The organism is Bradyrhizobium sp. USDA 4506 (genome assembly GCF_054058795.1).
The window spans coordinates 7,349,487-7,370,730 of sequence record NZ_JBSSBM010000002.1 but is presented as its reverse complement, the minus strand read 5'-3'; the positions used below and the strand labels follow the sequence as shown (position 1 = coordinate 7,370,730).

Annotated in this window: 19 protein-coding genes; 10 read left to right on the top strand and 9 right to left on the bottom strand. The window is 65.5% G+C overall.

Annotation, left to right across the window (positions count from 1 at the left end):
• Window positions 1–12 precede the first annotated feature (12 nt).
• Genes ACVIHF_RS36785 through ACVIHF_RS36775 form a run of 3 tightly spaced genes read left to right on the top strand, consistent with a single transcriptional unit; the run spans window position 13 to window position 3,454 of the window.
• Window positions 13–888, top strand: coding sequence for a branched-chain amino acid ABC transporter permease (locus ACVIHF_RS36785; RefSeq protein WP_456793435.1), 876 nt, complete (start codon window positions 13–15; stop codon window positions 886–888).
• Between the two features lie 14 nt (window positions 889–902).
• On the top strand, window positions 903–2,759 hold the full coding sequence (locus tag ACVIHF_RS36780; protein WP_456793434.1) for a branched-chain amino acid ABC transporter ATP-binding protein/permease: 1,857 nt from the start codon (window positions 903–905) through the stop codon (window positions 2,757–2,759).
• Window positions 2,756–3,454: an ABC transporter ATP-binding protein gene (locus ACVIHF_RS36775; RefSeq protein WP_253606032.1), complete on the top strand. Its 699-nt coding sequence runs from the start codon at window positions 2,756–2,758 to the stop codon at window positions 3,452–3,454. The genes ACVIHF_RS36780 and ACVIHF_RS36775 overlap by 4 nt, the downstream gene beginning before the upstream one ends.
• Window positions 3,455–3,695: 241 nt before the next feature.
• Here the strand turns inward: ACVIHF_RS36775 and ACVIHF_RS36770 are convergent, their stop codons facing one another.
• Entirely contained in the window at window positions 3,696–4,121 is a 426-nt protein-coding gene (locus tag ACVIHF_RS36770; RefSeq protein WP_456793433.1) for an HIT family protein, read from the bottom strand.
• A 105-nt stretch (window positions 4,122–4,226) separates the two neighbouring features.
• Between ACVIHF_RS36770 and prmC the strand changes: the two genes are divergently transcribed.
• Both prmC and ACVIHF_RS36760 read left to right on the top strand, forming a co-directional pair.
• Window positions 4,227–5,114: a peptide chain release factor N(5)-glutamine methyltransferase gene (gene prmC / locus ACVIHF_RS36765; RefSeq protein ID WP_456793432.1), complete on the top strand. Its 888-nt coding sequence runs from the start codon at window positions 4,227–4,229 to the stop codon at window positions 5,112–5,114.
• 497 nt (window positions 5,115–5,611) lie between these two features.
• On the top strand, window positions 5,612–6,382 hold the full coding sequence (locus ACVIHF_RS36760) for a DUF4167 domain-containing protein (protein WP_253606028.1): 771 nt from the start codon (window positions 5,612–5,614) through the stop codon (window positions 6,380–6,382).
• 66 nt (window positions 6,383–6,448) lie between these two features.
• On the opposite strand, the gene ACVIHF_RS36755 is transcribed toward ACVIHF_RS36760, so the two are convergent.
• The gene (locus tag ACVIHF_RS36755) at window positions 6,449–7,201 is read right to left on the bottom strand and encodes a class I SAM-dependent methyltransferase (RefSeq protein WP_028343579.1); all 753 of its coding nucleotides are present in this window, start codon (window positions 7,199–7,201) and stop codon (window positions 6,449–6,451) included.
• Between the two features lie 184 nt (window positions 7,202–7,385).
• Here ACVIHF_RS36755 and gloB point away from each other — a divergent pair, with 184 nt between their 5' ends.
• A complete protein-coding gene (gene gloB / locus ACVIHF_RS36750; RefSeq protein WP_456793431.1) occupies window positions 7,386–8,153 on the top strand; it encodes a hydroxyacylglutathione hydrolase in 768 nt (255 codons plus the stop codon).
• A complete protein-coding gene (locus ACVIHF_RS36745; protein WP_456793430.1) occupies window positions 8,153–8,605 on the top strand; it encodes a cupin domain-containing protein in 453 nt (150 codons plus the stop codon). The genes gloB and ACVIHF_RS36745 overlap by 1 nt, the downstream gene beginning before the upstream one ends.
• Window positions 8,606–8,707: 102 nt before the next feature.
• Here the strand turns inward: ACVIHF_RS36745 and ACVIHF_RS36740 are convergent, their stop codons facing one another.
• The 4 genes from ACVIHF_RS36740 to ACVIHF_RS36725 form a co-directional block, all read right to left on the bottom strand.
• Entirely contained in the window at window positions 8,708–9,544 is an 837-nt protein-coding gene (locus ACVIHF_RS36740) for an IS5 family transposase (protein WP_253608194.1), read from the bottom strand.
• Window positions 9,545–9,741: 197 nt separating this feature from the next.
• Window positions 9,742–10,614 carry an aromatic amino acid exporter YddG gene (yddG, locus tag ACVIHF_RS36735; RefSeq protein WP_456778079.1) on the bottom strand — a complete coding sequence of 291 codons (873 nt, stop codon included), beginning with the start codon at window positions 10,612–10,614 and terminating at the stop codon, window positions 9,742–9,744.
• Between the two features lie 187 nt (window positions 10,615–10,801).
• Window positions 10,802–11,527, bottom strand: a complete 726-nt coding sequence (gene phbB / locus ACVIHF_RS36730; RefSeq protein WP_092083092.1) for an acetoacetyl-CoA reductase — start codon at window positions 11,525–11,527, stop codon at window positions 10,802–10,804.
• A gap of 168 nt (window positions 11,528–11,695) precedes the next feature.
• Window positions 11,696–12,874, bottom strand: coding sequence for an acetyl-CoA C-acetyltransferase (locus tag ACVIHF_RS36725; protein WP_016841132.1), 1,179 nt, complete (start codon window positions 12,872–12,874; stop codon window positions 11,696–11,698).
• Window positions 12,875–13,187: 313 nt separating this feature from the next.
• Between ACVIHF_RS36725 and phaR the strand changes: the two genes are divergently transcribed.
• Window positions 13,188–13,778, top strand: a complete 591-nt coding sequence (phaR, locus tag ACVIHF_RS36720; protein WP_057015574.1) for a polyhydroxyalkanoate synthesis repressor PhaR — start codon at window positions 13,188–13,190, stop codon at window positions 13,776–13,778.
• Between the two features lie 76 nt (window positions 13,779–13,854).
• Here the strand turns inward: phaR and ACVIHF_RS36715 are convergent, their stop codons facing one another.
• Window positions 13,855–16,233: an acetamidase/formamidase family protein gene (locus ACVIHF_RS36715; RefSeq protein ID WP_253606020.1), complete on the bottom strand. Its 2,379-nt coding sequence runs from the start codon at window positions 16,231–16,233 to the stop codon at window positions 13,855–13,857.
• 385 nt (window positions 16,234–16,618) lie between these two features.
• On the opposite strand from ACVIHF_RS36715, the gene ACVIHF_RS36710 reads away from it, so the two are divergent.
• Window positions 16,619–18,073 (top strand): acetamidase/formamidase family protein, encoded by a 1,455-nt coding sequence (locus ACVIHF_RS36710; protein ID WP_456793429.1) that lies wholly within the window; start codon window positions 16,619–16,621, stop codon window positions 18,071–18,073.
• A gap of 212 nt (window positions 18,074–18,285) precedes the next feature.
• Here ACVIHF_RS36710 and ACVIHF_RS36705 read toward each other — a convergent pair whose 3' ends face one another.
• Window positions 18,286–19,977 carry a putative bifunctional diguanylate cyclase/phosphodiesterase gene (locus tag ACVIHF_RS36705; RefSeq protein ID WP_456793428.1) on the bottom strand — a complete coding sequence of 564 codons (1,692 nt, stop codon included), beginning with the start codon at window positions 19,975–19,977 and terminating at the stop codon, window positions 18,286–18,288.
• 219 nt (window positions 19,978–20,196) lie between these two features.
• Between ACVIHF_RS36705 and ACVIHF_RS36700 the strand changes: the two genes are divergently transcribed.
• Complete coding sequence (locus ACVIHF_RS36700; RefSeq protein WP_456793427.1) at window positions 20,197–20,481, top strand: hypothetical protein; 285 nt, start codon at window positions 20,197–20,199, stop codon at window positions 20,479–20,481.
• A 7-nt stretch (window positions 20,482–20,488) separates the two neighbouring features.
• Here ACVIHF_RS36700 and ACVIHF_RS36695 read toward each other — a convergent pair whose 3' ends face one another.
• Window positions 20,489–21,127 carry a hypothetical protein gene (locus ACVIHF_RS36695; protein WP_456793426.1) on the bottom strand — a complete coding sequence of 213 codons (639 nt, stop codon included), beginning with the start codon at window positions 21,125–21,127 and terminating at the stop codon, window positions 20,489–20,491.
• Between the last annotated feature and the right edge of the window lie 117 nt (window positions 21,128–21,244).

Sequence of the window (21,244 nt, the reverse complement as noted above, 5' to 3'; positions counted from 1 at the left end):
TGAACGCGCGCCATGATCAACTGGCCAAATTTCGTCTCGCAACTTTTCAACGGGCTGGCGCTCGGCGCGCTGCTGGCGCTGATCAGCTCCGGATTGACGATCATCTACGGCACGCTCGGGGTGCTCAATCTCGCCCACGGCGCCATGTTCATGATCGGCGGCTACGCCGGATATGTGGCCTATTCCTGCACCGGCTCGTTCATTCTCGCCGTGATCGCGGGCTCGCTGTTCGTGATGGTGCTCGGGATTGCGATGGAGCGGATCATCATCCGCCACTTCTACCACCGCCCGCATGAGGACCAGCTGCTGGTCACGTTCGGCCTCGGCATCTGCTTCGTCGAGATCGTGCGGCTGATCTTCACCAGCCAGTCGCAGGTGGTGCCGCCGCCGGCGCTGCTGCAGGGCATCACCTCGCTCGGCTTCCTGTTCTACCCGACCTACCGGCTTGCGGTCGTCGGCATCGTCGCGGTCGCGCTCGGCGCGCTGTTCCTGATCCTGTACCGCACCCGGCTCGGCATGATCGTGCGCGCCGGCATCGAGGATTCGGTGATGGTCGATTCGCTCGGCATCAACGTCTACCGCGTCTTCATGATCGTGTTCGGCATCGGCGCGATGGCCGCGGGCTTCGCCGGCATCATCAACGCGCCGGTGGTGTCGCTGACGCCGGGTGTCGGCGACGACATCCTGGTCGAGACCTTCGTGGTGGTGGTGATCGGCGGCGTCGGTTCGTTTCCCGGCGCCATCCTCGGCGGGCTGATCGCCGGCGAGATCATCAGCATCACCTCGATGTTCAACCCAGGTTACGCCTACGTCATGCTGTTCGCGGCGATGACGCTCGTGCTGGTGCTCAGACCGCACGGCCTGCTCGGCACGCAGGGCCGCGAATGACGACGGATATTTAGATGCTTAAACAGCGCCCATACCTGATCGAACTCCTGACCGCCGCCGGACTGATCGTTGCGCCCTTCGTGCTGCCGTGGCTCGGCTTCGCGCCCAACACGGTGAACCGGATCCTGGTCTGGGGCCTGTTCGGCCTCGGCTTCGACATCCTGTTCGGCTTCACCGGCCTGCTGTCGTTCGGCCAGTCGGCCTTTTACGGCACCGGCGGCTTCGTCGCCGCCTATCTGCTGACGCGCGCCGGCTTTCCCTACGTCGTGCTCGCGCTCGTCATCGGCATGATCGCGGCCGCCGCCACCGGCTATCTGATCGGCCTGATCGCACTGCGCCGCACCGGCATCTATTTCGCGATGATCACGGTGGCGATCGCCGAGGTGTTCTTCTTCGTCGAGTTCAATCCGCTGTCGGACTTCACCGGCGGCGAGAACGGGCTGCCGGGCGTGCCGACCCCGAGCTTCAATCTCGGCTTCACCACGCTGCACTTCACCACCGGCTGGTCGCTCTATCAGTTCCTGGCGCTGTGCTACTTCATCGGCGTCGTGATCGCGCTGCGCATCGTGCGCTCGCCGGTCGGCGCCGTGTTCAGCGCGATCCGCGACAATCCGCTGCGCGCCACCGCAGTCGGCCACAACATCCACGGCTACAAGCTCACCGCCTTCGTGATCGCCGCCGCCTATGCCGGCTTTGCCGGCGGGCTGCTCGGCGTGCTGCAGGCCTTCATGCCGCCCGACGCGTTCACCTTCGATACGTCGGGCCAGCTCGTGATGCAGACCGCGATCGGCGGCCGCGGCACGCTGTTCGGGCCGCTGGTCGGCGCCGCGGTGTGGCTGTCGCTGCAGGACTTCCTGCAGGCGGCGCTCGGGCTCGGCGCGGCCTGGAAGCTGGTGCTCGGCATCGTGTTCGTGCTGCTGGTGTGCTTCCTGCGCCGCGGCATCATCGGCGGCCTCGCCGACCTGTACCGCCTCCTGACCGGGCAGCGCGGCGCCAAGGAGCCGGAGGAGAGCGCACCCGAGGTCGTCGCCGTGGCAAGCGAGCGGCACGCCACGGCGCCCGCCGCGCCGAAGCCGGCGGCGGCTCGTGCCGGCGGCAATCCGTCCGGACCGATCCTCCAGGCCAGGGGCCTGACCAAGCGCTATGGCGGCCTGCTCGCCAACAGCGACATCGACTTCACCGTCAATCACGGCGAGCTGCGCGGCATCATCGGCCCGAACGGCGCCGGCAAGTCGACCTTCTTCAAGATGCTGACCTGCGAGGTGCATCCGACTTCGGGCACTATCCTGTTCGAGGGCCGCGACATCACCGGCATGAACGTCACCGACGTCTGTCAGCTCGGCCTGACCAAGAGCTACCAGGTCAACCAGCTGTTCGCCGGGTTGACGGTGCGCGAGAATCTGGTGATCGCGGCGCTGTCGGCGCTGCGCGGCAAGTTCAAGCTCGACCTGTTCCGCAGCATCGACAGCATCCCCGGCCTGACCGAGCGCGTGCAGCAGACACTCGAGCTGGTCAATCTGACCTCGAGGCCGGACACGCCCGTGTCCGAGCTAGCCTATGGCGAGAAGCGGCGGCTGGAGATCGGGCTCGCGCTGGCGACGTCGCCGAGCCTGCTGCTGCTGGATGAGCCGCTCGCCGGCATGAGCCCGCGCGAGCGCGTCGAGACCGTCAAGCTATTGAAGTCGATCAGCCAGGGCCGCACCTTGATCATCATCGATCATGACATGGATGCGCTGTTCGAGCTCGCCGAGCGCGTCACCGTGCTGCAGGAGGGCCGTGTGCTGGTCGAGGGAACGCCGGAAGAGATCAAGACCAACTCGACCGTCCAGGAAGCCTATCTTGGCGGCGTGCATGGAGTGCTCGCCGCATGAGCCTGCTCGAGGTCAACGGACTGAACAGCTATTACGGGGATTCCCACATCCTGTTCAACGTCTCGATGCGCGTCGAGCGCAACGAGGTGGTGGCGCTGCTCGGGCGTAACGGCGCCGGCAAGAGCACGACGCTGAAGAGCCTGATGGGCGTCGTGACCCCGCGCCGCGGCTCGGTGATGTTCGACGGCGTCGAGATTTCCGGCCGGAAGAGTCACAAGATCGCGCAGGCCGGCATGCAGCTGGTCCATGAGGAGCGCCGTATCTTCGGCAGCCTGAGCGTCGAGGAGAACCTTGTGATCGCCGGCCTGACCGCCTCGCAGCGCTGGCCGCTCGACCGCATCTACGAGATGTTCCCGCGGCTCCGCGAGCGGCGGAGCAATCGCGGCACCGACCTGTCCGGCGGCGAGCAGCAGATGCTGGCGATCGCGCGCGCCCTTGTGCGCGATCCCAAGATCATCCTGCTCGACGAGCCGTTCGAGGGACTGGCGCCGGTGATCGTGCGCGACCTGATGAAGGCGTGCCGCGACCTCGCCGAGGCCGGACAGACCATCGTGCTGGTGGAGCAGAACCTCGCCGCGACGCTCGCGCTGGCGCAGCGCATCTACATCATCAACAACGGACACATCGTCCATGAAGGGCCGGCGCAGGAGATCAAGGCGCAGCCCGATGTCCTGCAGCGCTATCTCGGGGTTTAGGGCGCGTCACTTTCTCCGCCGTCATTGCGAGCCAACGGGTCGCGCGAACGCGCGCCCGATGACAGGCTCCGCGAAGCAATCCATCGGTCCGCATGCGCGGATGGATGGATTGCTTCGTCGCTACAGCGCAAAATTGCTTTGCAAATTTTGTCGCGAGCTCCTCGCAATGACGAACTCGATATTGCGCATGGCCTCTCGGGATAGGGATTACGGCATTCCCGCGTCGGACCGGGCCACCCGCTCACCCACGCAGCGCCGCGATCATCCGCCTGGCGTGATCGGCGAGCACATCCATCTCCGCCTTGACGGTCTGCGCCGGCAGCAGCGCGACGCCGGCCTTCACCGGCATCACATGCATGTGCAGGTGAAACACCACCTGGCCGCTGGCGGGCTCGCTGAACTGCTGGATGATGATGCCGTCGGCCGCAAACGCCTTCATCGCGGCGACGGCGATGCGCTTGGCCGACCGCGCCACCTCGGCGAGGTCGTCTTCGGCGATGTCGAGGATGCCGCGCGCGGGTGCCTTCGGAATCACCAGGGTATGTCCCGGCGATCGCGGCATGATGTCGAGAAAGGCAAAGGTCCGGTCGGTCTCGTAGACCTTGAAGCTCGGGATCTCGCCGCGCAGGATCCTGGCGAAGATGTTCTGATCGTCATAGCCCGTCATGGTCGCGCGTTCCGGATCGATGGGTTGAGGTTTCGACCGTGCGCGCCGCCCGCACGGGGCGCAAGTGATATCGACGCCGCATCGACCATCGGCTAACAACGCGCGATGAGCGAACCCGCAGGACATGGCCAGACCGTCGAGCGCATCAGGCGCAGCCTCGCCGCCCGCCTCAAGGCGGCCGGCAGCGACGCCGCCGAGCTCGATGCGCGACTGCTGGTCGGCGCCGCGCTGGGGCTCGATCTGACCGGCATGGTCACCGGCGCGAAGCGCGCGCTGACGAGAGACGAGGCGGATCACCTCGAGCGCCTCGCGCAGCGCCGCCTCGCCGGCGAACCGATCGCGCGCATCCTCGGCGTCAAGGAGTTCTGGGGACTGCCGCTGCACCTGTCCGCCGCGACGCTGGTGCCGCGCCCGGACACCGAGACGGTGGTCGAGCGCGCGCTCGAACTGCTGCGCGCCGACGGGGTGGCCGAGCGCGCCTTGCGGATCGCCGATCTCGGCACCGGTTCTGGCGCGATCCTGCTGGCGCTGCTCTCGGAACTGCCGAACGCGCATGGCTTCGCCACCGACATCTCGACGGAGGCGCTGCAGACCGCGAGCCGCAACGCCACCGCGCTCGGATTCGCCGATCGCACGACATGGATCGAGTGCGACTACGGCCGCGGGCTCGTCGGCGCGTTCGAGCTGATCGTGTCCAATCCGCCGTACATCCCCTCGGCCGACGTCGCCGGACTCGACATCGAGGTGCGCGCGCATGATCCGCGCGCGGCGCTCGACGGCGGTGCCGACGGGCTCGACGCCTACCGCGCGCTGATTTCGCAATCTGCGGGTCTTTTGACCTCAGGAGGATTTCTGGTTGTGGAAGTCGGACAGGGTCAGAGCGGCGACGTTGAAGCGCTGATGACGGCATCCGGGTTATCCCCAACGGGGCCGCCAAAGGCCGATCTGGGGGGCATCCCGAGGGCCGTTTCCGCCCGCCGGCTGCCCCGATAAAGTCCTATTGGAACGAAAAAAAACCTCTTGGATTATCCCCCGGGAACGACTACGTTCCGGGCACAACATCGGTGCTGGCCCCGTAATCCGTTACGGGTGATGACCAGGGTTCAGCAGAGCCCGCCGATCGAAAGGTTCCAGGAACGCAGGTCATATAGAGCGCAATAGCCGAAGCTGTGCTGCTCTCGACCGCCAAGCGAACGAAAGCCTGTTATTGCGCTTGAAGACTTACGCACGAGAACTGAGCCTGTCTCAACGGGCGGAATGATTTGGTCGCTGGCGCGATTGCCGGCGGTTGGGGAACGCGTCTTTGCTGCACGCGACTTTGCTGAACGAGATGGTCGGCGACATCGAAACCACTTCGAACGGTATTGCGATTCCGTGTGCCTAGGCGCGCGCCGAATCGGACTCTGGGAATCGGACTTCTGAGAAATCGGACTGCTGAGAAATCGGACTGTGGACTGCAATAACTTCAGGGCTGGAATAAAAGGCGACAGATGAGAAACGGTCAGAACAACAAGCGGATGCGCAACCGGAATAACAACAACAATAACAACAACAATAACCGGCGCGGCCAGAATCCCCTGACACGGGTGTACGAATCGAACGGACCTGACATCAAGATCCGCGGCACGGCCTCCCACGTGGCCGAGAAATACGTTCAGCTTGCGCGCGATGCGCGCTCCTCCGGCGATCCGGTGGCCGCTGAAAACTACTACCAGCACGCCGAGCACTACTACCGGATCATCGCGGCCGCGCAGGAGCAGTTCCGGCAGAATCAGCAGCCGCCGCGCCCCGACGCCGAGGTCACCCCGACCGAAGACGGCGACGACGACAGCGACGGCTATTCGAGCTTCGGCCAGGAGCCGGGCTTCGTGCCGCAGCAGCAGCAACCTTTCATGCGCGACAACGGCCAGCAGCCGTACCAGCGCGAGCAGCAGCAGCCGCGCGAGCATCGCGAGCGCGACCAGCAGCCGCGTGAGCACCGCGAGCGCGAGCATCGTCCGCAGCCGCAATATCAGCCGCAACCGCAGAACCAGCCGCAGCCCGCGATGGCCGATGCCGGCGGCGTCGATCGCCTGCCCTCGTTCATCACCGGCGGCGCGCAGCCACAGGTCAACGGCGCCTATGAAGGCAATAATGGCGGCGCAGAACGCGGCGAACGGAGCGAGCGCTTTCCGCGCCGCCGCCGCCGTCCGCACGGACCCCGCCCCGACATGGCGGCGCAGCCCGCGCCGAGCGACGACTTCAATCCGGGCAACGAGTAATCCTGAAAATCTGTCACCCTCCCTTCACGGGGAGGGTGAATTGTCCGCGTCACGCCTCGGGTCGTGTTACGACTCTGCGTGAGTCGATTTGCGCGTCGCCGTCGAGGACGGCACCAGCACCGGACGCAATGACGGGATCAGCTGCGTGCGCTCGCGGCGCGCGGGAATCGCGCGATAGACCTGCTTGGTCGCCTCCACGATATGCACGCCGGCGAACGGCATCGACAGCGCCGCGCCGACCCGCTCCCACGCCATCGCTGAGCGCAGGAACCAGCTGCCCTGCACCGGCGGCATGAACAACGCCTCGCCCCACGACGACGGCGTGAACCAGGTCTGCCGCAACAGCTGCGTGATCTGCGCCCGCGAATAGGGCCGGCCATGGCCGAACGGCGTGGCGTCGGTGCGCGTCCAGACGCCGCGGCGATTCGGGATGATCGCGATCAGCCGCCCCGAGGGCGAGAGCACCCGCCACACCTCGCGCAGCAACCGCTCCGGGTCATCGGACATCTCCAGCGCGTGCACCAGCAGCACGCGGTCGACCGCGGCATCCGGCAGCGGCATCGAGAATTCGTCGATCAGGGTGGCCAGCGCCGGCCGGCCGGTCGGCCATTTCAGCACGCCCTGGGCCGCCGGCATGAAGGCAATGCAGCGCTCGCAGGACTCACGGAACAGGCCGAGATAGGGGGTCGGATAGCCGAGGCCGAGCACGCGCTGGCCTTCCGCGTTCGGCCACCGCGCGCGGATACCCCGGTTGATCAGTTGCCGCGCCACGATGCCGAGGCGCTGCGAATAGAAGTCGCGCAGGTCGATGACGTCCATGGTGTTTAGCCTAACACGCCCCCTGCTGCCCGGGTGCGCCGAAAATTGCATTGCCGCCGGAGCGTTAACGCCATATTTCACCCCTATATTGGGCGCGTTAAAAGCATGACCCGGAGAGATCGACACCGGTTTTTCGAAAACATCATGCTCTGAAATGTCCGTCCCGTTTGTTCGTGGAGATATCATGACCGCCGAAATTCGCACTTTCAGCTGCCTCACCGACAATTTCGGGTATTTGATCCACGATCCCGCGACCAAGGCGACCGCGTCGATCGACGCGCCGGAAGCCGGCCCGATCATCAAGGCGCTGGAGCGCGAAGGCTGGACGCTGACCGATATCCTGATCACCCATCACCATGGCGACCATGTCGGCGGCGTCGCCGAGCTGAAGCAGAAATACGGCTGCCGCGTCGTCGCCCCGCACGACCAGTCGGCCAAGATCGTCAATGTCGATCTGCGCGCCGCCAATGCCGATGTCATCAAGGTCGGCAGCCTGCTCGCACGCGTGGTCGAGACGCCCGGCCATACGCTCGATCACATCTCCTATGTGTTCGACGGCGAGAAGGCGGTGTTTGCCGCCGATACGCTGTTCTCGATCGGCTGCGGCCGGGTGTTCGAGGGCACCTACCCCATGATGTGGGACTCGCTGCTGAAGCTGCGCTCGCTGCCGGACGATTTCCGTCTCTATTGCGGCCATGAATATACCGCGGCGAATGTGAAGTTCGCGCTCACCATCGAGCCCGACAATGCGGCCCTGCAGGCGCGCGCAGCAGAGGTCACAAAACTGCGCGCCGAGAACAAGCCGACGATTCCGGTGCTGCTCGGCGACGAGAAGAAGGCCAACGTGTTCCTGCGCGCCGACGAGCCCGCGGTGGCGGCGAAGCTGCACATGAAGGGCGCCGACCCGGCGCTGGTGTTCGGCGAGCTCCGCGAGCGCAAGAACAAGTCGTGATGGCCGACCTCTCGGCTGCCGACATCATCGCGCAGCTCGCGCTGCAGCCGCATCCCGAAGGCGGACATTATCGCGAGACGTTTCGCGACGCGCGCTGCGACGCCAATGGCCGCGCGCATTCGACCGCGATCTATTTCCTGCTGGCGCGCGGCGAGCGCTCGCATTGGCATCGCATCGACGCGGTCGAGATGTGGCACTATTACGCCGGCGCGCCGCTGACGCTGCGGATTGCGGAGGACGGCGGCCCACATTCGATCACGCTCGGGCCGGATGTGGCGCGCGGCGAGCAGCCGCAGGCGATCGTGCCGGCAGACGCATGGCAGGCCGCCGAAAGCAACGGCGACTGGACGCTGGTCGGCTGCACGGTCGCGCCGGGCTTCGAGTTCGCGAAATTCGAGCTGGCGCCAAAGGGCTGGGAGCCGGCGTCGCAGGATCTTTCCCCGTCGTCCTGAGGTGCGAGCCGCGCGAGCCTCGAAGGATGAATCGGCCACAGGCGGGGCCGTCGACCCTTCGAGACGGCCGCGTTGCGGCCTCCTCAGAGTCTGACTCATAAATCACCCAACCTTAGCTGCAGCCGCGAGTCTGCGGGTCAGGAGCCTGATGTGTGCAATCAGCAGCCAGGCAGCTTCGGTTGCCACCGTCGCCTCGAAGTCCTTGGCGAGGCGGCGGCATCTGCCGAACCAAGCGAATGTGCGTTCAACCACCCACCGCCTCGGCAGAAGCTGGAAGCCTTTGACGCCTTGAGGCCGCTCGACGATCTCGACAGTCCATGGACCGCAGTCTGAGAGCGCGTCGAGGAGTTGATTTCCGCGGTAGACCCGGTCGGCAAAGACGTGGCGCAGCCGGGGGAAGTTCATCCGCACGTTCTTCAGCAGCGGTACGGCGCCATGGCAGTCCTGAACGTTGGCGGGATGAACATGAACCCCGAGGAGGAGGCCATTGGTATCCGTCACAATGTGCCGCTTGCGGCCGTAGATGCGCTTGCCTGCATCGTAGCCGCGCGGTCCGCCAGCTTGCGTGGTTGGCGCACTTTGACTGTCGATCACGGCTGCCGTCGGCTTCGGTGTCCGTCCAAGCTTTTTTCGCGCCCGTCGGACAAGCACGCTGACAATCCTCTGCCACCGGCCTGTATCCCGCCATCTATAAAAATAGCCCTGCACCGTCGAATAGGGCGGGAACTCCTGCGGCAACGCCCGCCACTGGCAGCCGGTCGAAACGATATAGAGGATCGCTTCGATCACACGACGCAGCTCCGTCTTACGCGGCCGGCCGCGCCGGTTCGCTCGCGGCAACAGGCGTCTGATCAGCGCCCACTCCGCATCGGTCATATCGCTTGCATAACGCAGATCGTCCCGCCGATATTGCTCCCGAGTGATCTTGGTCCAGGGCATCGTGCTCTCCCTCGAATCTTTGCAAATCCGATGGAATCACACCCCACTGAGATCACTCACCCATTTTTCAGTCAGGCTCTCAGGGTGACGGTGAAGCAGTAGCAACAACCTTCTTCGTAGGATGGGTAGAGCGCAGCGAAACCCATCAACTCCTGTCCCGGCGGCAAGATGATGGGTTTCGCTGCGCTCTACCCATCCTACGTTCTTTTTCTCAGCACCATATCCTTTGCCGCGATCAACCCGCCGCCGGCGATCAGGATCGCGGCGATGGCAATATTGGCGCTGGGCTTGGCGAAGCCCGCTGCGATCAGGAACGCGGTCGAGAGCAGCGGCGTCGCATAGGAGGCGGCACCGAGCACGCGGATGTCGCCGCGCTTCATGCCGATATCCCAGGCGAAGAACGCGGCCCCCACCGGACCGATGCCGAGCGCGACGACGGCGAGCCATTGCAGCGGCGTCGCGGGCCACACCGTCGTCTCCACCATCATGTGCACGAGCGCCGCAAGCACGGCGGTCGCGAGGCAGAAGCCTGCCACCGCATCGGTCGGCACCGCCTTGAGCCGGCGCGACATCACCGAATAGGACGCCCAGACGAACGCCGCGACAAAGGCGGCCGCGAAGCCTGGAATCTGCTCTTTTGTGAAGGCGCCGGTGTTGCCGGCGAACAGCAGCACGGTGCCGGCGAGCCCGAGCAGCGCGCCGACGATGTGATGCACCGCAAGCCGCTCGCCCGGCAGCAGCGACGAGAACAGCACGATCAATAGCGGCCAGAGATAATTGAGCAGGCCGGCCTCAGCCGGCGGGGCGAAGCGCAGCGCCAGGAAATACAGCGCGTGATAGCCGAACAGCCCGCCGACGCCGACGACCCAGGCGACAAGCGGCTGCTTCAACGCGCCGAAGGCTGACGGACGCAACAGGAAGCTCGCGAACGCGAACGCGGCGCCGATCGCAAAGGTCATGGCCGCGAGCTGGAACGCCGGGATAGCCCCGGTCGCGACCGTCATGACCGACAGCAGCGACCACATCAGGATGGCGGTCAGTCCGACAAGGGTGGCAGTTCGGGTCGTCATCTCAATTCAATCCGTCGTGGCCGGGCATGACTGTCCAAAGGATGGCGGTCTGCAGCCGCTCGCCGATGTCCCGGCCGGCCACGTCTTCCTTCGCGTGTGTTGCGTTGTAAAGACGAAAATGCCCGGCACAAGGCCGGGCATTCGCTACTTGATTGTGCGCGCCTGCGACGCGGCGACGCTGCTCGCGTCAGGCGTGATACTGGCCGCCGTTGACGGTCAGCGTCGAGCCGGTGATGAAGCCGGCATCGTCGGCGGCGAGGAAGACCACGGCCCGCGCGATCTCCTCGGGTTCGCCGAGCCGGGCGACCGGAATCTGCGGGATCACGTTCTTCTCGAGCACGTCCTTCGGCACCGCCTGCACCATCTCGGTATTGATATAGCCGGGGCAGATCACGTTGACGGTGATGCCGCCCTTGGCGTTCTCCAGCGCCAGCGCCTTGGTGAAGCCGATGTCGCCGGCCTTGGCCGCCGAGTAGTTGACCTGGCCGAACTGGCCCTTCTGGCCGTTGATGGAGGAGATCGAGATGACGCGGCCGAACTTGCGGGCGCGCATGCCCTCGATCACCTGGCGCGTCATGTTGAACAGCGAGCCGAGGTTGGTGTTGATCACGGCATTCCACTGCTCGACCGTCATCTTGTGGAACGCGGTATCCTTGGTGATGCCGGCATTGTTGACGAGCACGTCGACCGGGCCGAGATCGGCCTCGACCTGCTTGACGCCGGCCGCGCAGGCGTCAAACGAAGCGACGTCCCACTTGTAGACCGGAATCCCGCTCTCCGCCTTGAACTTCTCCGCCGCGGCGTCATTGCCGGCGTAGCTTGCCGCCACATTGTAGCCCGCCGCTTTCAGCGCCTTGCTGATCGCAGCTCCAATACCGCGCGTTCCGCCCGTCACCAATGCAACACGTGCCATGTCCGTTTCCTCCTTGGCCGTCTTTTATAACCGGATAACTCCGGCCTACGCACTCACAACCCCTCGAAACAAAAATGCCCGGCGCAAAGCCGGGCATCTTATTTATCAGCTCGCTTCGCGGTTGACAGATGATCTTTTCATCACCTAACCGGCCTCGCTGCCTTTTGTTCAGTCGCGTGCAACGCACATAGCGATGCCCATGCCGCCGCCGATGCACAGCGTCGCGAGGCCCTTCTTGGCATCGCGCTTCTGCATCTCGTGCAGCAGCGTCACCAGCACGCGCGCACCCGACGCGCCGACCGGATGGCCGATCGCGATCGCGCCGCCATTGACGTTGACTTTGGCCGGATCCCAGCCGAGGTCCTTGTTCACCGCGCAGGCCTGCGCGGCGAACGCCTCGTTGGCCTCGATCAGGTCGAGGTCGGCGATGTTCCAGCCGGCCTTCTTCAGCGCGGCGCGCGAAGCGGGGATCGGGCCGGTGCCCATGATCTTGGGGTCGACGCCGGCCTGGCCCCACGACACGATGCGGGCCAGCACCTTCTTGCCCTGCTTGGCGGCTTCCTTGGCGGTCATCAGCACGACGGCGGCGGCGCCGTCATTGATGCCCGAGGCGTTGCCGGCGGTCACGGTACCGTCCTTCTCGAAGGCCGCGCGGAGCTTGGCCATCGCGTCGAGCGTGGCGCCATGGCGCGGATACTCGTCGGCGTCGACCACGATATCGCCCTTGCGGGACTTGATGGTGACCGGGACGATCTCGTCCTTGAACTTGCCGGCCTTCTGCGCCGCCTCGGCCTTGTTCTGCGAACCGACCGCGAACTCGTCCTGCTGCGACCGGGTGATCTGGTACTGCTTGGCGACGTTCTCGGCGGTGTTGCCCATGTGGTAGCCGTTGAAGGCATCCCACAGCCCGTCCTTGATCATGGTGTCGATCAGCTCGAGGCCGCCCATCTTGACGCCGCCACGCAGATATTGCGCGTGCGGGGCCATGCTCATGGATTCCTGGCCACCCGCGACGACGATCGAGGAATCACCGTTGAGCAGCGCCTGGTAGCCGAGCGCCACGGTGCGCAGGCCCGAGCCGCAGAGCTGGTTGACGCCCCAGGCCGGGCTTTCCACCGGGATGCCGGCCGCGATCGAGGCCTGGCGGGCCGGGTTCTGGCCCTGCGCGGCGGTGAGGATCTGGCCCATGATGACTTCGGAGACCTGACCGCCCTCGACGCCGGCACGCTCCAGCGCCGCCTTGATGGCGATGGCCCCGAGGTCATGGGCCGGCGTGGTGGCGAAAGCGCCGTTGAAGCTACCGACGGGGGTGCGGGCGGCGCTGACGATGACGACATCGTCTGACATGGACATCTCCTATGGGTTGTAGCTGGGTTTCTCGACGGCGGGCGGCCGATTTGGCGGGCCTGTCTCTTGACGGCTATCCTGTAAACCTCGTTGAGACATGTCAATCGCACTGTCGGGCAAATCGCGCCGCGACGCACTCAAAATGACGCCCTTGGCACTTTCCTGAGCAAATCCTATGCTTTGGAATTAACCGCACAGCACAAAACTGTAGCCGAACCGCTTTGAAAATGCTTACCTTTGCTGCGATGCGTTGCATTTTGCCCTGCGGCGATGCCGTGGGGTTCCAGGTTCTTCGGTGTTGAAGTGAGAGCCCATGGCAAAATCTGAACAACCGACCACGATCAAGAAATACGCGAACCGGCGGCTCTATAATACCGGGACGAGCACCTATGTCACGCTCGAGGATCTCGCGGCGATGGTGAAGGAAGGCGAGGATTTCCTCGTCTATGACGCCAAGACCGGCGACGACATCACCCGCTCCGTGCTCGCGCAAATCATCTTCGAACAGGAAAACAAGGCCGGGCAGAACCTGCTGCCGACCACTTTCCTGCGCCAGCTGATCCGCTTCTACGGCGACAGCATGCAGATGGTGGTGCCGAAGTATCTCGAACAGTCGATCGAGACGCTGACCAAGGAACAGGAAAAATTCCGCAAGCAGATCGCGGGCGCGCTGAGCGGCACACCGTTTGCGCCGCTGGAAGAACAGGTCCGCCGCAACATGGAGCTGTTCCAGCAGACCTTCTCGATGTTCAAGCCGTTCGTGCCGCAACGCGGTGGCGGCGAGGCCGACAAGGCGCCGGAGCCCACGCCCGATGACGGCAACATCGACGATCTTCGCCGCCAGATGAAGGACATGCAGGAACGCCTCGAGCGCATGTCGCAGCCGACGAAGAAGGACGAGTAGGTCCTTATCGCCGATCGGCCGGACGCACCGGCCGCTATCGTTTCGCGCAATCCTGACGGCGGCAACTCTGCCGGCGTCAGGCGCCGCTTGCCCCGGGAAGCATGCTCTTGCGGACGATCGCGTGCACGCCCCAATTGCCGTCGGCAACCTGCGTGACGCCGAAATCGACGCCGAGCGAGATCAGCGCCAGCGCCTCGTCCTCGCTGAGACAGTAGCACTCCATCAGGAATTTGCGCGTCGCCCGGAACGCATTGCGCAGCGCCAGATCGACCGACGAGCGCTGGTAGATCTCCGACTGCGCGTTGCGCCCGAGCTCGCGCAGATAATTGCCGTAGCTGAAGCCATGCAGGATCCACTCCTCCGGCGTTTCCAAAAGCGGATGCGCCAGCCCTTCGACATGCGGCTTGGTCGCCCTGCCGCTCTTGTGCAGGATGAAGCGAAACTGGCCGGTGAGCGAAAGCTCGAGCGCGGTGCCGTTGACCTCGCCATCGCCTTGCGCGAAATGCGGATCGCCGATCGAGAACAGCGCGCCTGATACTGCGACCGGCAGATAGAGCGTGGTGCCCTTAGTAGCGCGCCAATTGTCGACATTGCCGCCGAAATAGCCGGGCGGAATCGAATCGATGATGTCGGATTCGCGCGGCGCCACCGCCATAAAGCCGAAATGCAGCCGCGCCGGAATCCGTACGCCGGCGAGCACGCCGGGCTGTTTCTCGACGGTGGCGTGATCGACCGGCACACCGGGATAATCCATCGTCTCGTGGCGCACGCCGAACGGATCGGTCTGCGGCGTCCAGCGGTAGGAATAGACGGCGTGGGCCCACTCGGCCTGCGCATCGGTCTCGAAGATCGTGATGGTCTCGCGCTTGGCCGGCGGATCGATCAGATCGTTGTACTGAAAGCCCCACCAGGCCGCGGCATTGCTGCCGAACGACTTGCCGGCGTAGGCCGGATTGGCTGATGGCCGCGGCCAGATGTCGAGGATCTGCACCTCGAGTACATCGCCCGGCTCCGCACCGCAGACATAGATCGGCCCGGTGCAGATGTGCACGCCGAACCCTTCGCCGGCGCCGCGGCCGAAGATCGAACCGTCCATCGGACCGGCGCCGCGCCGTTCGACCGACTTGCCCTCGGCGGTCCAGCGAAACACGCTCTCCGCGCCGGGATCACCCTTGATCATGCGCTCGTAATCATCGAAGGCATGCTGGGTCAGCGTCTCGATCGTCACCACCGCGCCCGACTGCACGCTCATGACGGGCGGGATGGCGCGGCTGAGATAGCCCCAATGCGCGGTCTCCCTGGACACCTTGAGATGGTGATGCGAGGCGCCCCGCCCTTCCGGCACAGCCCCCGCCGGTTCAACCGGTACGATCGGCTCCAGCGGCGCAACCGTCTCGCGCGCAACCGGGCTTGACGCGAGATTTGGCGCGAGCCGCAGCACCGTTGCGGTGCCACGCGCCAGCCGCGGCCGGCCGCGCGTGCGCTCGCCCTCCACATCACGAGGCACCGCCTTGCGGAAGTCGCGCGGCGAGGTGCCGTAGGTCGCGCTGAACATCCGGCTGAAATGCGCCTGATCGGTGAAGCCCCAGCGGTAGCTGATTTCGGCGATGCGCTGGTCAGCATAGTTCGGATCGATCAGATCATTGCAGCAGCGTTCCAGCCGCCGCTCACGCACATAGGCCGAGAACGTCGTGTTCTGCCGTTCGAACAGCCGTTGCAGATAGCGTTGCGACAGCCCTTCCTGCCGCGCGATGTCGGCGATGGTCAGGCCGGCATTGCCGAGCTGGGCCTCGATCGCGGCATCGACCCGGCGCAGATGGCCGGCCTGGACCTGCGTCATCGCTTCTGCATCGAGCCGCGTCTCGCCGAGCAGCGCGCCGGCGACGAGTTCGGTGACCGCGACCTCGGCGGTGACGAGATCGGCCTTGTCCAGGATCGCGAAATTGCCGCCCAGGGTCCGCATCACCGGACGCACGGACGCAGCGGCGATCGTCGCGCCGAGCACGGCCGGCAAACGCAAGCGATTATGCCCGAGCCGGCCGAGCAGCCGCTCACGTGGCAGTTCGAGCAACAGGATCTCGAAATCCTCGCGCAAGGTCATCCGCCACGGCGATTGCAGGTCACACACCGAGACGTCGTTGTCGGCAAACTCGCAGCTGCGTTGGCCGGACGTGATGCTGCCGCGGCCGTATCCGTGGAAGATGATGGCGACCCGCGCCGGCATTCCCGGCGAGGCCGCATGACCGCTGCAGACGATCTGCTGCTCGGTGGAACGCAGCAGCGCGAGCTGGCCGCCGCTGGTCGAGCGCTTCGCGGTCAATTCGCCGAACTGGAATTGGCCGGCCTCCGGCAATTCGCAATCGAGCTGCAAACCGGCCAGCGCCTCGCGCCAGACCTCCCGCCGGTTTTGCCGCGGGATCGCATCGACCGAAACCCGATAGGTCGTCGCGACCATCACCCCTCCAGGCCGCAGCACCGCAGCGTTCCACTCACAGAGCCGTGAACGCAGCCTGCACCGATTGCAGGCAGGCGGCAAGCGTGTTGCGACGGCACATGTTGCCCAGCCTGCGTGCAACGCGCGGAAGCGGCCGCTTTCGCGTGGCAGCGCTATCAGCGGCGAACGCAGTGCAACTTGATCGAATGCGCCCAAATTCTTGACCGCTCCGGCCATGCCGCGATGCGAAGACGGCCGCCGCAGATGCCTTGCACGCTGTTGCACAGGCCTTTGCGCCGCGACGACAGCAAGCGCGCCGACAAATTATTGGGCGCGCCCGGTCATGTCGGAGCGGCGCGGCACCATGCACTCTCATGCGCACTTTCGATCCAAGGAGGAGCTCAAGATGTGCGCAGGTGACGACAAGAACTGCCCGGACTTCGAATTGCATCATCGCCAGTTCAAGGAGACGCTCGACCGCGAACGCCGTTCGTTCCTGCGCTCAAGCTTCGCGGCGGCGGGCGGCGCCGCGGCAATGACCGCCGGCGGCATCTCGCTGGTGACGCCGAAAATGGCGGCCGCCGCCGAGAAGCATCAGCCGGCGCAGCGCGCCTATCACCATTTGCCAGCGAATGCCGACACCGTGCATTGGGGCTATTTCAGCAAATCGCTGAAGCCGCGCGTCGAGATCAATTCCGGCGACTTCATCACCATCGAGGCGCTGACGCATCACGCCAATGACGATGCCGAGCGCATGGTCAAGGGCGATCCCGGCGTCGAGAGCGTCTATCTCTGGACCAAGGAGAAGAAGGGCGTGAACCGGCGCGGCGCCGGCCCGATGGATGCCTCGCTGTTCGGACGCGGCGCCGGCGAAGGCCTCGGGGTGCATATCTGCACCGGGCCGGTGTTCGTGCGCGGCGCCGAGGAAGGCGACGTGCTCGAGCTGCGCATCATCGACGTCGCGCCGCGGCCCTGCGCCAACCCGAAATTTTCCGGCAAGGCGTTCGGCAGCAACGCCGCGGCATCGTGGGGCTTCCATTACAAGGATCTGCTCACCGAGCCGAAGCCGCGCGAGGTGGTCACCATCTACGAGGTCGACGCGACCGGCGAGCGCAACTGGGCGCGCGCCGTCTACAATTTCACCTGGACGCCGCAGACCGATCCGTCCGGCGTGGTGCACAAGACGATCGATTATCCCGGCGTCCCGGTCGATCATTCGACCGTCAAGGAGAACCACGGCATCCTGAAGAACGTGCGCATCCCGGTGCGTCCGCATTTCGGCGTGATCGGGCTCGCGCCGAAGGAGGCCGAGTTCGTCGATTCGATCCCGCCGAGCTACACCGGCGGCAACATCGACAATTGGCGTATCGGCAAGGGCGCCACGATGTATTACCCGGTGGCGGTCGAGGGCGGGCTGCTCTCTGTCGGCGACTCCCATGCTTCGCAGGGCGATTCCGAACTGTGCGGCACCGCGATCGAATGCTCGCTCAACGGCACCTTCCAGATCATCCTGCACAAGAAGGCCGACCTCGCCGGCACCGCGCTGGAAGCGCTCGACTACCCGATGCTGGAGACCCAGGACGAATGGCTGGTGCACGGCTTCAGCTATGCCAACTATCTCAACGAGCTCGGCTCCAGCGCGCAGACCGAGATCTACAAGAAGTCGTCGGTCGACCTCGCTCTGCGCGACGCCTTCCGCAAGATGCGCAAATTCCTGATGACGACGAAGAAGCTGACCGAGGACGAGGCCATCTCGCTGATCTCGCTCGGCGTCGACTTCGGCGTCACCCAGGTGGTCGACGGCAATTGGGGCGTCCATGCAGTGATCCGCAAGGACATCTTCGCCGGCGGCGAGAGCTGAAGAAAAGGCCTGAAGCGTGGCGGTCAGCCGAAGAAGGACGAGCATGGCTTTGCGCCGCGCACCTCACCCAACGTCGCCCCGGCGAAAGCCGGGGCCCATAACCACAAATGTCGGTTGTTTGAAGCAAACGTCTGCCAGATCGCTTCATCGAGAGGCTGCGGCGTATGGGTCCCGGCTTTCGCCGGGACGACACCGTTGATTTGGCGAACAGATCAGCCCGTGGCGGGCACGGGCTTCTCCGCCGACGCGTTCCACGGGCGGTCCGGCGAGGCGAGGCCGATCAGGCGGCCCTGGATGAAGTCGCAGCCCCATTCGCGCAGCATCACGGCGGCTTCCTCGTCCTGCACCCATTCGGCGACCGTCTTGATCTCGAGGCGGCGGGCGAGATCGATCAGCGTTTGCACGAAAGCGCGGTCGTCGGCCGAACGCACGATGTTCTGCACGAAGGCGCCGTCGATCTTCACGATGTCGACGCCGAGCTTGCGCAAGTTGCGGAACGAGGTGTAGCCGGCGCCGAAATCGTCGATCGCGATCCGGCTGCCGAAGTTCTTCAGGCGCGTGACAAAGCCGCGCACGTCGTCGATATCCTGGATCGCCACCGTCTCGGTGATCTCGACGATCAGCCGCTCGCCGACGCCGGGATGCGCGCGCATCAGGGATTCGATGGTGGCCCACCAGTCCGGATCCATCGTGGTGTCGGGCGAGATGTTGAGGCTGAGCTGTACGCCGGGAGCGGCAGCGAGCTCGGCGATGGCGAGCTCCAGCACACGGTGATCGACCAGCCGGATCAGGCCGAGCCGCTCGGCGACCGGCACGATATCGGGCGCGAGCAGCGCGCGGCCGTCGTCCTGCTCCATCCGGACCAGGCACTCGTAGAACGCGGGCTGCCGCAGGCGCGCATCGACCACGGGCTCGAAGCCGATCACGATGCGGCGCTCGTTCAGCGCGGTGACGATCTCGTCGGTGACGCGGATGTTGACGCGGCGCTGGGCGTCGCGCTCGACATTCGGCTTCCACAGCGCGAACGATCCGGCGCGGCGGCTCTTGGCCGCGTCCAGCGTCTCCTGGGCGCGATTGACCGCCTCCTCCGCCGACCGCGCATGGCGGGGAATGGTGACGGCGCCGATCGAGACCGTCACCGATACCGGGCCGGACTTGGTCGGCACCACCTCGTCGCGAACCGCGGCGAGGAAGCGCTCGGCCGCGACATTGGTATCGTCGACGGTGCAGTTGCGCAGGATCAGGCCGAACTTGTTGCCGGAGAAGCGGCCGAGCATGTCGCCGCTGCGCAGCCGCGCACGAATCCGCTTCGCGACCTCGGCGATGACGGCGTCGGCGACATCGAAGCCAAAGGCATCGTTGACGCGCGCGAGGTGATCGATGCCGATCAGCATGAAGGCGCAGGAGGAGCGGAAGCGCGCGCACTCCTCCATCGTCTCGGCGAGCGAGGCGATCAGATGGGTGCGGTTGAGCTCATTGGTCAGCGGGTCGTGCCGCGACAGCTTCAGCAGCTGCTCGTCGCGGGCATGCCGCTCATTGTTGATGCGGACGACGCCCTGCACGCGCGCCGGCCTGCCGTCGGCGCCGGCAAACCAGCAGCCGGTCTCCTCGATCCAGATCACCGGCGCCGAGGTGACGGCCCGCACGCCATATTCGATCCGGTAGGGAACGCCCTCCCCGCCGCGTACCGGCGCCGGCGCGCCGAGCGCATCGGATCGCACCGAGCGCGATGGCTCGATCAGCTTTGCAAGCTCGGCGCCGCTCGCCAGCGCCGCGACCGGGATATCCGGGAAGACCGCCGCCACATTGTCGCTCCAGGCGATCGCATCGCTCGCGAGGTCCCAGGCGAATGTCGCTTGGCCGAGCGAGGCGAGGATGCTGGCAGCTGGCGGGACAGGGGGCATCGAACATGTCTCGATTTGGGACGGCGCCCGGTGATTCTACACGCTCTCAAGATAGTGGTTCCGGCGAATCCAACGCTAGGTGAAGTTGATAAATAATCTGGAAACCACGTTTTCGACTGTCCGGGAACGAACTGGGGACGGCGGGCATGACCCTTGCCACAGGGGTGTTGCGGAGGGCCGCAACGTCCCAAACTATGACGCTCCAACGGGTCGCAGACGATGCCGGATATCGATCAATCGGAAATCCTCGACGGCGAGTGCACCGGCGATGCTGCGGCGGCCAGCACGGCGCTGGTGCCGCTGGCCGCGACCACCCATTGGGCGCCCAAGATCCCGCTGCCGCATGCCGATCCGTCGTTTGTGGCTCATCTGATCGCGACCGCCGCACACGAACCGCAGACGCGCGGGCAGGGGCGTGGGTCATTGGCCGACGCGCAGAGCGCTTACGGCCCGCATGTCGACGAACGCCGCAGCGTGGCGCGGCGGACCCGGCAGATCATCTAGGAAAATATCAGCGCTGCGGCGCGTCCGACGGCGGATGGCCGCCCGGCTGCAAATCCGGCGAGGTCACCGTCGGCTTTGGCGCGGACTGATCGAGTAGCACGGATTCCGCAACCGACGTCGCCGAGGGGACCGGTGCGGCCGGTGGCGGCGCGGCAGGCGCCGGCGCGGCGACAGGCGCGGGCTCAGGCCGGGGTGCCGGCTCCGCTACGGGTGCAGGTTGCGATGCCTCAGCTGCCGCAGGGTGCGCCCTGCCGGCGCTGGGCGCCGGTGCGACCACCGCACGGCGGCGGGTGCGCAGCGCAATTCCGGAAATGAAATCGACCAGCGCCAGCAGCGTGAGCAGGCCATAGGTCGAGTTGCCGAATTTCGGCCAGAGCACGAATTCGGCAGCGGCGGCGCCGAACACGATCAGCGACAGCAGATGGTCGGTGAGATATTTCGCGCCGGGGCGCGCGCCCTTGATGACCTCGAGCAGCAACAGCAGTACGGCGGCGGCGAGCAGCATGTCGCTGAGCGTGATCTGCCACTGCTCGCCCGACAGCAATGTCAGCCTGATCAGCGGGTCCGTGAACGACACGCCGGGCATCAGGAAAGCGATGATGTTGTAGACCGCGAGCGGAACGAGCAGCAGCGGAAAACCGACCATCGGGGCTTGCGCCTTATTCAGGGAGAACCAGCAATGCGGCGACGCTCATTGGCCTCGCCGCGGACGCGCCCGTCTTGGCCGCACTCGTTGACCGAATTCAGGCGCCGCGCCGCATGG